This window comes from Sphingomonas sp. BL-S-29 (assembly GCF_055521495.1).
Genome location: NZ_CM145482.1, coordinates 4,343,822 through 4,356,994, shown reverse-complemented (window position 1 = coordinate 4,356,994; position 13,173 = coordinate 4,343,822). Strand labels below are relative to the sequence as shown.

At 66.4% G+C, this 13,173-nt stretch carries 16 protein-coding genes and 1 tRNA gene; 5 read left to right on the top strand and 12 right to left on the bottom strand.

Annotated elements, in window-relative coordinates:
• Positions 1 to 87: 87 nt before the first annotated feature.
• The 5 genes from ACZ1I2_RS20725 to ACZ1I2_RS20705 form a co-directional block, all read right to left on the bottom strand.
• A complete protein-coding gene (locus tag ACZ1I2_RS20725; RefSeq protein ID WP_465175995.1) occupies positions 88 to 1,335 on the bottom strand; it encodes an NAD(P)/FAD-dependent oxidoreductase in 1,248 nt (415 codons plus the stop codon).
• A gap of 56 nt (positions 1,336 to 1,391) precedes the next feature.
• Positions 1,392 to 1,465 (bottom strand) — tRNA-Gly (locus ACZ1I2_RS20720).
• A gap of 110 nt (positions 1,466 to 1,575) precedes the next feature.
• On the bottom strand, positions 1,576 to 2,049 hold the full coding sequence (gene ybaK / locus ACZ1I2_RS20715) for a Cys-tRNA(Pro) deacylase (RefSeq protein ID WP_465175996.1): 474 nt from the start codon (positions 2,047 to 2,049) through the stop codon (positions 1,576 to 1,578).
• 6 nt (positions 2,050 to 2,055) lie between these two features.
• Complete coding sequence (locus ACZ1I2_RS20710) at positions 2,056 to 2,472, bottom strand: polyketide cyclase (protein ID WP_465175997.1); 417 nt, start codon at positions 2,470 to 2,472, stop codon at positions 2,056 to 2,058.
• Positions 2,473 to 2,481: 9 nt separating this feature from the next.
• Positions 2,482 to 3,999, bottom strand: a complete 1,518-nt coding sequence (locus ACZ1I2_RS20705) for a malonate--CoA ligase (RefSeq protein WP_465175998.1) — start codon at positions 3,997 to 3,999, stop codon at positions 2,482 to 2,484.
• A gap of 83 nt (positions 4,000 to 4,082) precedes the next feature.
• Between ACZ1I2_RS20705 and ACZ1I2_RS20700 the strand changes: the two genes are divergently transcribed.
• The 3 genes from ACZ1I2_RS20700 to ACZ1I2_RS20690 all read left to right on the top strand — a co-directional run bounded on the left by ACZ1I2_RS20700 (position 4,083) and on the right by ACZ1I2_RS20690 (position 6,588).
• Positions 4,083 to 4,913, top strand: a complete 831-nt coding sequence (locus ACZ1I2_RS20700) for a diacylglycerol/lipid kinase family protein (protein WP_465175999.1) — start codon at positions 4,083 to 4,085, stop codon at positions 4,911 to 4,913.
• Positions 4,910 to 5,677, top strand: coding sequence for a metallophosphoesterase family protein (locus tag ACZ1I2_RS20695; RefSeq protein ID WP_465176000.1), 768 nt, complete (start codon positions 4,910 to 4,912; stop codon positions 5,675 to 5,677). Before ACZ1I2_RS20700 ends, ACZ1I2_RS20695 begins: the two co-directional genes overlap by 4 nt.
• Positions 5,678 to 5,904: 227 nt before the next feature.
• Positions 5,905 to 6,588, top strand: coding sequence for a DUF4166 domain-containing protein (locus ACZ1I2_RS20690; protein WP_465176001.1), 684 nt, complete (start codon positions 5,905 to 5,907; stop codon positions 6,586 to 6,588).
• Positions 6,589 to 6,618: 30 nt separating this feature from the next.
• On the opposite strand, the gene ACZ1I2_RS20685 is transcribed toward ACZ1I2_RS20690, so the two are convergent.
• The 6 genes from ACZ1I2_RS20685 to ACZ1I2_RS20660 all read right to left on the bottom strand — a co-directional run bounded on the left by ACZ1I2_RS20685 (position 6,619) and on the right by ACZ1I2_RS20660 (position 11,529).
• Positions 6,619 to 8,355: a serine hydrolase gene (locus ACZ1I2_RS20685; protein WP_465176002.1), complete on the bottom strand. Its 1,737-nt coding sequence runs from the start codon at positions 8,353 to 8,355 to the stop codon at positions 6,619 to 6,621.
• A 56-nt stretch (positions 8,356 to 8,411) separates the two neighbouring features.
• A complete protein-coding gene (locus ACZ1I2_RS20680) occupies positions 8,412 to 8,915 on the bottom strand; it encodes a hypothetical protein (RefSeq protein ID WP_465176003.1) in 504 nt (167 codons plus the stop codon).
• Positions 8,916 to 9,028: 113 nt separating this feature from the next.
• On the bottom strand, positions 9,029 to 9,577 hold the full coding sequence (gene rpsI / locus ACZ1I2_RS20675; RefSeq protein WP_465172301.1) for a 30S ribosomal protein S9: 549 nt from the start codon (positions 9,575 to 9,577) through the stop codon (positions 9,029 to 9,031).
• On the bottom strand, positions 9,577 to 10,056 hold the full coding sequence (gene rplM, locus ACZ1I2_RS20670) for a 50S ribosomal protein L13 (protein ID WP_465172302.1): 480 nt from the start codon (positions 10,054 to 10,056) through the stop codon (positions 9,577 to 9,579). The genes rpsI and rplM overlap by 1 nt, the downstream gene beginning before the upstream one ends.
• A gap of 118 nt (positions 10,057 to 10,174) precedes the next feature.
• Positions 10,175 to 10,495 (bottom strand): divalent-cation tolerance protein CutA, encoded by a 321-nt coding sequence (cutA, locus tag ACZ1I2_RS20665; RefSeq protein ID WP_465176004.1) that lies wholly within the window; start codon positions 10,493 to 10,495, stop codon positions 10,175 to 10,177.
• On the bottom strand, positions 10,492 to 11,529 hold the full coding sequence (locus tag ACZ1I2_RS20660) for a COX15/CtaA family protein (RefSeq protein ID WP_465172304.1): 1,038 nt from the start codon (positions 11,527 to 11,529) through the stop codon (positions 10,492 to 10,494). Before ACZ1I2_RS20660 ends, cutA begins: the two co-directional genes overlap by 4 nt.
• Before the next feature lie 120 nt (positions 11,530 to 11,649).
• Here ACZ1I2_RS20660 and ACZ1I2_RS20655 point away from each other — a divergent pair, with 120 nt between their 5' ends.
• Together ACZ1I2_RS20655 and ACZ1I2_RS20650 are read left to right on the top strand one after the other, a co-directional pair.
• Positions 11,650 to 12,057, top strand: coding sequence for a MerC domain-containing protein (locus ACZ1I2_RS20655; protein WP_465176005.1), 408 nt, complete (start codon positions 11,650 to 11,652; stop codon positions 12,055 to 12,057).
• A gap of 44 nt (positions 12,058 to 12,101) precedes the next feature.
• Positions 12,102 to 12,578, top strand: a complete 477-nt coding sequence (locus ACZ1I2_RS20650; protein WP_372857177.1) for a Fur family transcriptional regulator — start codon at positions 12,102 to 12,104, stop codon at positions 12,576 to 12,578.
• Here ACZ1I2_RS20650 and ACZ1I2_RS20645 read toward each other — a convergent pair.
• Positions 12,575 to 13,111 carry a GNAT family N-acetyltransferase gene (locus ACZ1I2_RS20645; protein ID WP_465173884.1) on the bottom strand — a complete coding sequence of 179 codons (537 nt, stop codon included), beginning with the start codon at positions 13,109 to 13,111 and terminating at the stop codon, positions 12,575 to 12,577. The genes ACZ1I2_RS20650 and ACZ1I2_RS20645 overlap by 4 nt on opposite strands.
• Positions 13,112 to 13,173: the final 62 nt, after the last annotated feature.

Here is a 13,173-nt window from a genome sequence, read left to right as displayed (position 1 = left end):
CGTACCCCGGTGGCGGCGATGCGTTACTTCGTGGTCGAAACACTGTTCATGCGGTGCGCCCGGATCGCGGGCGATGACTTGCGCTCTTCAATCGCCCGAAGCGGCGATCAGCGTCTTCACCGCCACGCTCGCATCGGACAGTTTCGCGATATCCACCGCCTGCCCGCTCATGATCAGCTTCTTGCCCGCAACGAAATCGCCCAGCGCGTTCACCGCCTCGACCGCGACGATCCGGTCGCCGCTCATATGGAAGATGGAGAAGCTGTTCTCCTTGTCCGGCGTATGCCGCACGATCTGGCGGTCGGCGTCGAACGGCACGCCGGCGATCTGCAGCTTCAGCTCATATTGGTCGGACCAGAACCAGGGCAGGTCGGGCGCGGGCAGGGGCTTGCCCATGATGTCGGCCGCGACTGCCTTGGCTTGGTCGACCGCATTGGGCACGCTTTCCAGCCGGAACATGCGGTCGCCATAATGCGGCATCGGCCGGCGCGTCAGGTCGCCGATCGCATAGATGCCGGGCACCGACGTCCGCCCCGCCAGATCGACGATCACGCCATTGTCGCAATGCAGGCCCGCCGCCCTGGCCAGCGCATCGCAGGGCGCCCCGCCGATCCCGACCAGCACCACATCGGCGGGCAGCACTTCGCCGTCGGACAGCTCGACCGATCGCACCTGACCGTCCTCGCCGTGCAGCCCTGCGACCGACACGCCCGTGCGGAACGTCACGCCGCGGCTCGCATGGAAGCGGTGGAAGAAACCGGAAAGCTCCTCGCACGCCACGCGCGACAGGATGCGCGGCTCGCGTTCCAGGATGGTCACCTCAGCGCCCAGCTCGCGCGCCGAGGCGGCGACCTCGAGCCCGATATAGCCGGCGCCGATGATGACCAGCTTCGCGCCCTCGACGATCCGCGCCTGCAGCGCCTCGGCGTCCTTGATGTCGCGCAGCACATGCACGCCGTCGAGATCGGCTCCCGGCCCGTCCAGCCGCCGCGCGACCGATCCGGTGGCGAGGATCAGCAATTCCCAGCCGATCTCGCGCCCGTCCGCCAGCGTCACGATCTTGCGCGCCGTGTCGATTCCGGTCGCGCGCGCGCCGAGGATCGTCTCGATCCGGTTGGTCTCGTAGAATTTGGCCGGCCGCAGATACAGTGCCTCGAGCGTCGACCCGCCCTTGAGATAGGCCTTGGACAGCGGCGGGCGATGATAAGGCAGCACGGCCTCTTCGGAGATCATCACGATCTCGCCGTCATGCCCGGCCTGACGCAGCGATGCGGCCGCGTTCGCGCCGGCATGGCCGCCGCCGATGATCACGATGCGGGGTGCTGCTGTCGTCATGAAATTCTCTCTCCCCGTTCGGCTTCAGCGTGCGGAATACGGGAGAGCCGAAAATCTGGAGCGGGTGAAGGGAATCGAACCCTCGTCGTAAGCTTGGGAAGCTTCTGCTCTGCCATTGAGCTACACCCGCGAACCCGCTTTTCCGCCATTTCTGGCGTATCGGCCGGTAGCTTTCCGACATTTTCAGCCGGATCGCCTGACGCGCCGATAGCCCGGCGCGGATTTTCCTGCAAGCGGTGCCTAGCTGACGATCGCCGCCGCGACCGCCCCGAGAATCGCCGCCGCCGCCTTCGGATCGAGCCGGACCTGAAGGCCGCGCTGGCCGGCATTGATATAGACCAGCGCCTCGCCCAGCGCCGCCTGCTCGATCGCGGTCGGCACGCGGCGCTTCTGGCCGAACGGGCTGATCCCGCCGACATGATAGCCGGTCAGCCGCTCGGCATCGGCCGGTTTCATCATCTCGGCCGCCTTTCCGCCGAACGCGGCGGCCAGCTTCTTCATCGCGACCTCGCGATCCGACGGCAGCACCACGCAGACGGGCTTGCCGTCGACCAGCGCCATCAGCGTCTTGAGCACGCGCTGCGGTGGCTCGCCCAGCGCCTCGGCTGCCTGGAGTCCGATCCGCTCGGCGCCCGGATCATAGTCATAAGCGTGAACGGTGAAGGCGATACCGGCAGCGGAAAGCGCGCGGGTTGCCGGCGTGGCTTTGGACATGACCCCTTATCCGTTCCGGCCGCGCTGCGGCGTGAACAGCGCCTTCAGCGATTTCAGGTCGGCATTGATCCATTTCGCGTCGGCGGCGAATTTCTCGTCGCTCATGCCGGGCTGGCGATAGAGCGTCAGCATCACCTCGGCGCCGTCACCATTCTGTACGACGCGCAGCGGGATATGGACTTCGCCGTCGGCGCCGACATCGACGAAATGATCCATCACGCCATAGTCGTTATGGGCCGTGAAGCGGATGCGGATCGGCCCCTCCGGCCCGTCCGCCGTCCAGCCATCGCCTTCGGCGCGCAGATCGGATTCGGCGAGACCGGACGCCCATTTGGTGAAGAATTCCGGCCGCCAGATCTCCTCGTACAGCGCGCGCCAGTCGCGATCGATCGAAACGCTATAGGTGCGGGCTGGCAACATCATGCTGTCCTTTCATGCCTGGAAGGTCCCGGCATAGGTTTTGCGCAGTTCCGCCTTCTGCACCTTGCCCATCGCGTTGCGCGGCAATTCGTCGACCACATAGACCTGTTTCGGTCGCTTGAACGACGCCAGCGTATCGGCGAGCGCCGCTTTCACGCCCTGCGCATCCACCGCGCCCGGCGCCTTCGCCGCGATCACCGCGACTACGCCTTCGCCCAGGTCGGGATGCGGCACGCCGATCACTGCGCATTCGGCGACGCCCGCCATCTCGTCGATCAGCGCCTCGACCTCGGCCGGATAGACGTTGAGGCCGCCCGAGATGATCAGGTCCTTTTGCCGGCCCGAGATGAACAGATAGCCGCGCTCGTCGTAACTGCCGACATCGCCGGTGATGAAATAGCCGTCGGTCCGCTTCTCCTCGGCGGTCTTCTCCGGCATCCGCCAATAACCCTTGAACACATTGGGGCCGCGCACCTCGATCATGCCGATCTCGCCCTGCGCGAGCGGCGTGGCCGTCTCGGCATCGGTGATGCGGATCTCCACGCCCGGCAGCGGGAAGCCGACGCTGCCCGGCACCCGGTCCCCGTCATAGGGGTTGGAGCTGTTCATGTTGGTCTCGGTCATGCCGTAGCGTTCGAGGATGGCATGCCCGGTGCGCGCGCTGAACTCGCGGTGGACCTCCGCCGACAGCGGGGCCGATCCCGACACGAACAGCCGCATGTCCCTGACCAGGTCTCGCGTGAACTCCGGCCGCGACAGCAGCCGCGAATAGAAGGTCGGCACGCCCATCATCGTCGTGCATCGCGGCAGCAGCCGAATCATCGTGTCGAGATCGAACGCCGGCAGGAAGATCATCCGCGCGCCCGTGAGCAGGATGATGTTGGTCGCGACGAACAGCCCGTGCGTGTGGAAGGTCGGCAGTGCGTGGAGCAGCACATCGTCCTTCGTGAAGCGCCACAGATCGACCAGCGTCTCGGCGTTGGAGGCGAGATTGTCGTGCGTCAGCATCGCGCCCTTGGAGCGCCCGGTCGTGCCCGAGGTGTAGAGGATCGCCGCCAGCTCATCGCCCGCGACATCGACGGTCGCGAAGTCGGCGGGCATTGCTTCTGCAGCTTCGATCAGGCTGCCGTCCCCAGCCTTGCCGAGGGTCATCACATGAGGAACGCCGATTTCCCGGCACAGCGGTCCCAGCACCGGCTCGTTCGCCGGGCTGCAGATAAACAGCGCTGGCTCGGCATCGCGCAGGAAATAATCCAGCTCGCGCGCGGTATAGGCCGGGTTGAGCGGCAGGTGGATCGCGCCGATGCGCAGGGTGGCGAGATAGACCAGCAGCCCTTCCGCCGACTTGTCGACCTGCATCGCGATCCGGTCGCCCCGCTCGATACCCAACGAGACGAACAAATTGGCGATCCGCCCCGTTGCCGCGTGGAGATCGGCATAGGTGATCGTGCCGCCGTTCGGGCGGATGATGAACGGCGCGTCGGATCGCGGCGTGAAGGCTTCGACGAACCGGTTGTAGAGATTGGGCATGAGCTCTCCGCTTTTGTCGCCTGCTGCCTATCGCGCCGCGCGCGGCGCGTCACCTTTCTCTCTTCTCGCGCGTTGGAGGTGTCATGCAGAAACTGTGGTTCATCACCAACACCGCCTCCGGCACGGCGACGGCGGCAAAAGCCACGGCGATCGAAGCCGTGTTCGCCGAACATGACCTGCAACTCGTCGGTCGTACTGCCTTTCCCGAGGACGACCTGCCCGACGCCGATCGCCTCGATGCCGAGGGAGTCGACACGGTCGTGCTGTTCGCCGGCGACGGCACGATCAACGCCGCGGCCTGCAGGCTCGCCGACTGGACCGGCGCCATCCTCATCCTGCCGGGCGGCACGATGAATCTGCTCGCCAAGGCGCTCCACGGCAATGCCGATCCCGCCACGATCGTCCATGCGGCGAAGCAAGGGGGCAGGCGGATCGCATTGCCCTATGTCGAGGCGGGGCCGCACCGCGCCTTTGTCGGGCTGATCCTCGGCCCGGCCGCCACCTGGGTCCGGGCGCGCGAGCTGGTGCGGTCGCGGCGGCTGCGCGGGCTTGGTCGGGCGATCCTCGCTGCGTGGCGCCGCACCTTCTCGCGCGGGATTCGGCTGGAAGGCGTGCCGGGCCTGCGCCACCACGCCCAGGCGGTGTTCGTCACGCCCGAGCCCGACCATCTCGACGTCGCCGCCGTCGACGCGCGCGACTGGCGGTCGATCGCCGCGCTCGGTTGGGAATGGCTGACCGGAGACTGGGTCGCGGCGGCGCAGGTCACTGAGGTCCAGGCCAAGCGGCTGCGCATCGCCGGACACAAGCCGGTCCAGGCGCTGTTCGACGGCGAGCCGGTCAAACTCGATGCTAATGTCACCATCACCGGCGGAATCGGGCGCGAGATGTTCATCGCGACCGTGGAGGCCACATGATACGCCTGTTCCATGTCAGCGACGTGCATTTCGGCCGCGAGGATCGCGCCGCGATCGCCTGGTTCGACGGTCTCGTGCGCGCCGAGCAGCCCGATGCGGTGATCATGACCGGTGATCTCACCATGCGCGCGCGGGCGCACGAATTCGCCGCCGGTCTTGCCTGGCTGCAGGGGCTCGGCGTGCCGGTGACGGTCGAGGTGGGCAATCACGACCTGCCCTATTTCAACCCGATCGCGCGCTTCTTCCGCCCTTATGGACGGATCGACGCGATCGAGCGGCTGATCGAGCGCCCGCTCGACCTGCCCGGGGTGGCGATCGTCCCGATGGTCACGACCGCGCGCGCGCAGTGGCGGCTCAACTGGTCCAAGGGTCATGTCAGCACGCGCGCCTTGCAAAAGGCGCTGGCGCTGGTCGAGGCGGCGCCGAAGGACGCTTTGGTCTTCGTCGCCTGCCACCACCCGCTGATCGAGGCGCATACCCGCATGACTTCCTCGACCCGCAACGGCGCCGAGGCCTTCGCGGCGCTGGCGGCAGCGGGCGCGAGCGCGGTGCTGACCGGCCATGTCCACGACCCGTTCGACGTGGCTCACGAGGCGGCTGGCCGCAAGATTCGGATGATCGGGGCCGGCACCCTCTCCGAACGCACCCGCGACTCGCCGCCATCGTTCAACGAGATCCGCATAGAGGACGCGCGTTTCGACGTGGTCCTGCGCACGCTCGGGCCGGAGCCGGACGCGGTGCTGCCGAAGGAGAGGGTGGGATAGGGCGTTTTCCCTTCCTTCTTCCCCGGCGAAGGCCGGGGCCCAGTTGGAAAGGCTGCTGTGACGACGCGCAACGCGAACCAGAACTGTCCCCCGACTGGGCCCCGGCCTTCGCCGGGGAAGGAACAAAAAAAGCCCCCTCCCAACTGATCCGCTACCTCCCGCCTTGACTCCGCCTCCATAATCTGTAATTTCTGATTTAACAGAAATAACCGGAACAGGAGGAAGAAGTGGCAAGCATCGCGACCCCTCGAAGCCCCGTTCCGCAGCACGCGCCGCGCACCGGCGTCACCGTCATCGACCCCCGTTTCCGCCAGCTGCTCGGCGAGGCGGGCTGGGCCAGCCTCCCGCCCGCCGTCCGCGCCCGGTTCGGGCGTAAGGCGCTCGCGACTCAGACGATCAGCTATGTCGGCGAGATCGTCGAATGCCGGATGAGCCAGCTCGGCTGGCTCTTCGCCCAGGCCTGCCGCCTGGTCGGCGCGCCGCTGCCGCTCACCACCGATACCGGCGTCGCCGCGGCGGTGTGCGTGACCGAGGATGCGGGCGGCGGCGGCCAGTTCTGGACTCGCCAGTACAGTCGCCACGCCGGCTTCCCCCAGGTGATCCACAGCTCCAAGCGCTTCGCCGGCCCCACCGGCATCGAGGAATATCTCGGCATGGGCTTCGGCATTGCGCTGAAACTGCGGGTCGAGAACGAAGCGCTCTATTTCGACAGCGATCATTATTTCTGGCGCCTCGGCCCGCTCCGCCTTCGCCTGCCGCGCTGGCTGAGTCCCGGCCGGCTCAGCATCGGCCATATCGACTGCGACCATGGCTGGTTCGCCTTCACCCTCGCGCTCGACCACCCATGGTTCGGCGCGCTGGTCCATCAATGCGGCCTGTTCACGGAATATCGCCCGGGCGAGGTGGCATGAACGACCCGGCGTTCGTTGCCGCACCGATCGTCAGGGAGTGACGCGCGTCCCCGTCATCGTGCCGCCACCCTGATGGAGCACCACGCCGGTTGCCTGGCGACCCGGATCGGCGGTGAACGCGACCTGAGCATCGACCACCCGCCAGAAAAAGTTGAGCGGTGCCTCGGCGAAGATCGGGAAGGCCGGCTGGCCGGTGAGCTGCGCTTTCAGCCCCGACCCATCGCGCGTGACGGTCATGTCGAGCTGGGCGGTGAAGCGATAACGTCCGACGACCCGATCGAGCTCGGCGGCTGGCAACTCGATCGCGGTGCGTGTGGCGACCGGCTTTGGCGCCGGCGGCACTGGAGCGGGCGGCGCCACCGGTGCACCCAGCAAGAGATGAAAGGCAATGTCGCTGATCGACTCCTCGATCGCCGCATTGGTGAGGACTACGGCGCCACGCCGCCTGGCTGGATCATAGGCCATCGCGGTGCGGAACCCGCCCGTCCCGCCGTCGTGGAAGACGATGTCGCCGGAGGACGTCGTCAGGACCATCCAGCCGAGACCGGTGGCGACGTGGGGCGAGACCCCCGGCCAGCGTTTCGCCAGCATCGCCTTCATCGCGGGCGCGAGCGGAGAGGCTTTGGTGCCGATACTGGCGTCGAGAAAGAGGAGCAGGTCGTTGACGGTCGATCGTATCGCCCCGGCCCCGGCCAATGTCGGCAGGTCCCAGGCGCTGGTCGGCCGCATATATTGGTCATGACCGATGGCGAAGCGTGCCTTTTGCGCGGGTGTCAGCGTGATCGTCGTGTCGCGCATGCCGAGCGGGATGGTGATCCGCTGCTTGAGCAACGTCTCGTAATCGGCGCCCGTCCGCCGCGCGAGCAGATAGCCGAGCAGCCCGACACCCAGGTTGGAATATTCAAACTGGCTGCCAATGTCCCGCGTCAGCGCATAGCGGCCGAGAAAGTCGAGCAGATTGGCCTCGCTGTAATCGGCATAGGGATTGGCCGGATCGGCAAAGGAGAGATTGTCGGGCAGGCGTGGCAGCCCCGAGCGATGCGTCGCGAGATCCTCGAGCGTGATCTTCCGGCCGGCGCGCATCGGCATCTTCGCGCCGGCCGGAAGATATTTCTCCGCCGGATCGTCAAGTGCCACCTCGCCGCGCCGGACCATGTCGGCGAGCAGCAGCGAGGTGAAGACCTTCGACATCGACCCGATCTCGAACAATGTCGTTCCGTCGAACGCCACTGCGCCCGCCGGACCGCGGCCGGTGAGACGGTGGCCCGAGGCGTCGGCTATGCCGATCACCATCACTTCGCCGGCGCGACCGGCAAGGCGTCGATCGATCAGCGCGTTGATCGCGGCCTTGTCGGGAATCGACCAATTGGCGGGCAACGGCTTTGGCGGTGCGGGCGCGAGCGATTCCCTGGTGCCGGCGCTCAGCGAGAGCGGCCAGCTCTGGCCCAGCTGGCTCCAGGTGCCTGACCAGCTTTTCGCCGGGTCGTTCCAGGTCGCTTCATAATGCCCCTTCACGGCGGGTACGTCGAAGGAGAGGCTACCCGATGCAGTGGCCAGATTGGCAAGCGGCATACCGAGCGCCTGCTGATCCAGGCTGTCGAGCGTCCCCGTCAGCGCGCCACTTTCGGCGGCGACGATATGGACGGCCAGGCGAAGCTTGACCGACATGTTGATCTGGAGCGTACCCGCCCAGTCGCCCTTCGCATCCTGCGCCGAGGCCGCCGCAGGGAGCAGGATGAGTCCCAGCAGCACGAGCCAACGCTTCATCACGGGAATCATGCCTCTTCTGCCGCCCGCCTTATGCGCTGTCGTCATGGTGCGGCTCACAGGTCCTTCGGACGGGTCCGAAGCCACGACACCATGTGCGGATAGGGCTCTTCGCCGCGTTCCGCCGCCGGGCGCTTCTCCAGCGTCATCCCGTAATATTGCAGCATCGGCACGGCGAGATACCGGCCCTCGGCGAAATTCTCGAGCAGCGAGTCACTGCCGCCGCGATAGCCATGCTCGTGGAACACCACTCTGGGATCCAGCTCCATCGCCAGCGCCGCGGCATAGGACCAGGCGATTGCCGACATCTCCTCGGCGGGGTCGGACCGGATCTCGCTGAGCGTGGACCGCTCCTCCGGCGGCGTCACGGCGACGTGTCCCGCCTCGTGCAGCAGATCGCCCGGCCATTCGAGCCGCGCTGGATCATAGACGACCGCGCCGTTCCGGATCGTGATCGCGGGAAGGAATGAGGCCTCGGGGACTGAATCGGTTTCCACCGGGATGCCGACCTGTTCGATGAACGTCACGATGCGGGCCGTTACGGGATCGTGCAAAGCCAACGCATTTTCTCCGTCTGATTTCCGGGGAAGCTAGCCCAGCGCCTCGCGAAAGGGGAGAACGAAAAAGGGCGGCCCGTTGCCGGACCGCCCCATTTCGCGAAATCGAGAACGACTCAGCGCTTCGAGAACTGGAAGCTGCGGCGTGCCTTGGCGCGGCCGTACTTCTTGCGCTCGACCGTGCGGCTGTCGCGGGTCAGGAACCCGGCGGCCTTGACGGGCGCGCGCAGGATCGGCTCGAACTTGGTCAGCGCCTGGCTGATGCCGTGCTTGACCGCGCCGGCCTGGCCCGAAAGCCCGCCGCCCTTGACGGTGCAGACCACGTCATACTGACCGTCACGCTCGGCGACACCGAACGGCTGGTTGATGACGAGGCGCAGCGTCGGACGTGCGAAATACACTTCCTGGTCGCGCCCGTTGATCGTGATCTTGCCGGTGCCCGGCTTGATCCAGACGCGTGCGACGGCGTCCTTGCGGCGGCCGGTCGCATAGGCGCGGCCGAACTTGTCGAGGATCTGCTCGCGCAGGGGCATCGGCTCGCGGACGACGACAGGAGCGGCGGGCGCATATTCGTCACCGGCGAGAACCGTCGACGTGGCTGCGACCGGTGCCGGCTGGCTGGTCAGGGTCGCGAGATCGGAAAGGGACTGACGATTGTCGGACATCAATTGCCCACCTTGTTCTTGCGGTTCATCGAACCGATGTCGAGGACTTCGGGGTTCTGCGCTGCGTGCGGATGCTCGCTGCCCGAGAAGACGCGAAGGTTGCGCATCTGCTCACGGCCGAGCGGGCCGCGCGGGATCATGCGCTCGATCGCCTTTTCCAGGACGCGCTCCGGGAAGCGACCCTCGAGGATCTTGCCCGCTGCGACGCCCTTGATGCCGCCGGCATAGCCGGTGTGGCGGTAATAGATCTTGTCCTTGAGCTTGTTGCCCGTGAACCGGATCTTGTCCGCGTTGATGACGATGACATTGTCACCGCAATCGACATGGGGGGTGAAGCTCGGCTTGTGCTTGCCGCGCAGGACATTGGCGATGATCGAGGCTGCGCGACCGACCACCAGGCCGTCGGCATCGACGATATGCCATTTCTTCTCCACCTCGTGCGGCTTTACCGACTTGGTGGTCTTCATCAGCGCCTTCATGGGGCCAGACCTCTTTCGTTCAAACGACATGCGCCGCCCCCACGGGACGGCGCTGATGGCGGGCTAATGTGAGGAAGGCCTAAAAAAGTCAAGCGAAAGGCCGGTTTCATGACGGGTATCAGGATACCGGCACGGTTTCCTCATAGATCCAGTCGCCGACCGCCGGGTCGACTTCGGCCTCCCAGGTTTCGATGACGGGCAGGTCGTAGCTGTGCTGCGCCATGATCGCCGCCTTCAGCGCGGCGACCCGGTCGCCGGTGGTCTTGAACAGGACCGCCATCTCGTCGTCGGTCTCGACCTTGCCCTGCCAGCGATAGATGGAGCGGATCGGCGCGATCGAGGCGCAGGCAGCGAGGCGATCCTCGATCATCGCCCGCGCAACGCGCGCGGCTTCGTCGGCGCTGCCGAAGCTGGTCCGGACGAGCTGGATTCGGCTCACCGCGTCGCGCGGCCGATCGCATGCGCGGCGAAGGTCGCAGCGATCAGCGTCAGCGCGGCATTGGCCTGATGCGCGATCGCGATGACGATCTGCACCCCGCTGAGCAGGGTCGCGATACCCAGCAGGATCTGCAACACCACCAGCCAGACGAGCATGCGCCCGGCGATGACCCCGCCCTGGCGGATCGCCCGCAGCGCCAGGATGATCAGCGCGGTCGCCGCGACAAACGCGAACCAGCGGTGGATGAACTGCACCACCACCGGATTGTCGACCGCGTTGCGCCAGATCGGCTCGATGAACGCCACGCCCGCCGGGAAGAGGGCATTGCCCATCAGCGGCCAGCTCGAAAAGGCGTAGCCCGCGTCGAGCCCGGCGGTGAAGGCGCCGAACATGATCTGGCTGAACAGCAGCGCGAGCGCGACCACCGCGAGCGGCTTGAGCGAGGCAGGGGCGGCGAGGCGGCTCTCCGCCAAGGCGCGCAGGTCGAGCGCGGTCCAGACCAGGCCCGACAGGAGCACCAGCGCGGTGATCAGGTGCACCGCGAGCCGGACATGGCTGACATCGGTACGTACCGACAGGCCCGAGGCGACCATCCACCAGCCGATCGCGCCCTGAAGCCCCCCCAGCGCAAGCAGCGCGACCAGACGCCAGCCATAGCCGGGGGGAATGCGCCGGCGGACCGCGAACCACAGCAGCGGCAGCGCGAAGGCCATGCCGATCAAGCGGCCGAGCAGCCGGTGCGTATATTCCCAGAAGAAGATCGCCTTGAACCCGGCCAGCGTCATGCCGCTGTTGATCTGGGTATATTCGGGGATGCGTTTGTAATGGTCGAACTCGGCCTGCCACGCCGCATCGGTAAGCGGTGGGATGATGCCGCTGATCGGCTTCCACTCCGTGATCGACAGGCCCGACTCGGTCAGGCGGGTGATGCCGCCGATCACCACCATCAGCACGATCAGCCCGGCGACCGAAAACAGCCACACGGCAAGGGCGCGCGGCCGCGATGGATGGGCGAGCGAAGAGGCCTGAAGCATGCTCCGCCTCTAGCCCCATCGCACGCGCGCGTCGATTCAGGATTGGGATTCGGGATTGCGACGATCGGTTCGTCGAAAAATCATCGATGATATATTGTAACTTGCGCTATGCTGTGCCAAATGACCCGCACAATGACAACGCATGTCCATTCCCATTTCCCCGCTTTTGCGTGGCTCGAGTCGCGGTTCGATCGATTCGCGATCGGCCTGTCCGGGCTGTGCGCGGTGCACTGCCTGGCGAGTTCGGTGTTCCTGGCGCTCGCGGCATCGGCCGGCGGCCTGCTGCTCAACCCGCTGTTCCACGAGATCGGCCTGACCGTCGCGATCGGCTTCGGCGTGCTGGCGCTCGGCCGCGGCATCTTCGCGCATGGCTATATGATGCCGGCGGTGGTCGGCTCGCTCGGCCTCGGCATCATGGCGGGTGCGATCACCATGCCGCATGACGGCGGCACGGAGACGGTGTGGACTCTGATCGGCGTCGCGATCCTCGCACTCGGCCATGATCTGAACCGCCGGGCGACCTACTAGGACTTTACTTGCCGCGGGGGGCGGCAGTGCCTAAATTGAACCCCATGGCCGCACATCATCACCATCACGAACCGCAGGGCGCTGACCTTTCAAAGGCAGCGCGCGAGACGCTCGAGAAATCGGGCGAGCAGTGGACGACGATGCGCGCCCAGATCTTCGAGGCGCTCGCTGGCTTCGACAAGCCGGCAAGCGCTTATGACATCGCCGAGGCGGTATCGAAGACCGAGGGGCGCCGGGTCGCGGCGAACAGCGTCTATCGCATCCTCGACCTGTTCGTCGGCGCGAACCTGGCGCGGCGAGTCGAGAGCTCGAACGCCTATGTCGCCAATGCGCATCCGGATTGCCTGCACGACTGCATCTTCCTGGTCTGCGACACCTGCGGCCAGACGACTCATCTCGACAATGATCGCATCACCAGCGGCGTTCGTTCAGCCGCCGAGGCAGCCGGCTTCTCGCCGGTTCGGCCGGTGATCGAGGTGCGCGGCAAATGCGCCGATTGCGAGCATGAGGACGCCGCTTAAACCAGCGGCTTGCCCATGCGGACGCCGGGGACCGGTGCACCTTCCGCCGATAATTTCATCACCCGCTCGATCGGCGCATAGCCGCAGGCGAGATAGAGCGGTTCGCCGGCAAGCGTCGCCATCATCTCGGCCCGGGCGAATCCCGCCTCCCGAGCGGCCGTTTCGCACAGCCGCAGCACCAGCCGGCCCACGCCGCGCCGCGTGAAATCCGGATCGGTGTACATCGCCCGGATCCGCGCCGCGTCCGTCGCCGGATCGAGCAGTTTCGGGTCGCGCAACGCGGCGCTGTGATCGCCGCCATAAAGCGTCGCCCGGCGACTCCAGCCGCCGCACCCCGCCAGGCGGCCCGTCGTCTCGACCAGGAAATAGGTCCGGTCGGCGATGAGCTGGCTGTCGAGGCCCATGCTCAACCGGCTAGCCGCTACTTCTTCGGGCGACAGGAACGGACGTTGCAGTGCCTCGATCGCGCGGTCCATCAGGATGCGAATCGCCGGAATGTCGGCTTCGGTGGCGAGGCGATGCGTGAGGTCCATGGTCGGCAGTGTCACGATCCTGTGCACATGTCGTCAAGAAGCACTCGCAACCGCCACAACAA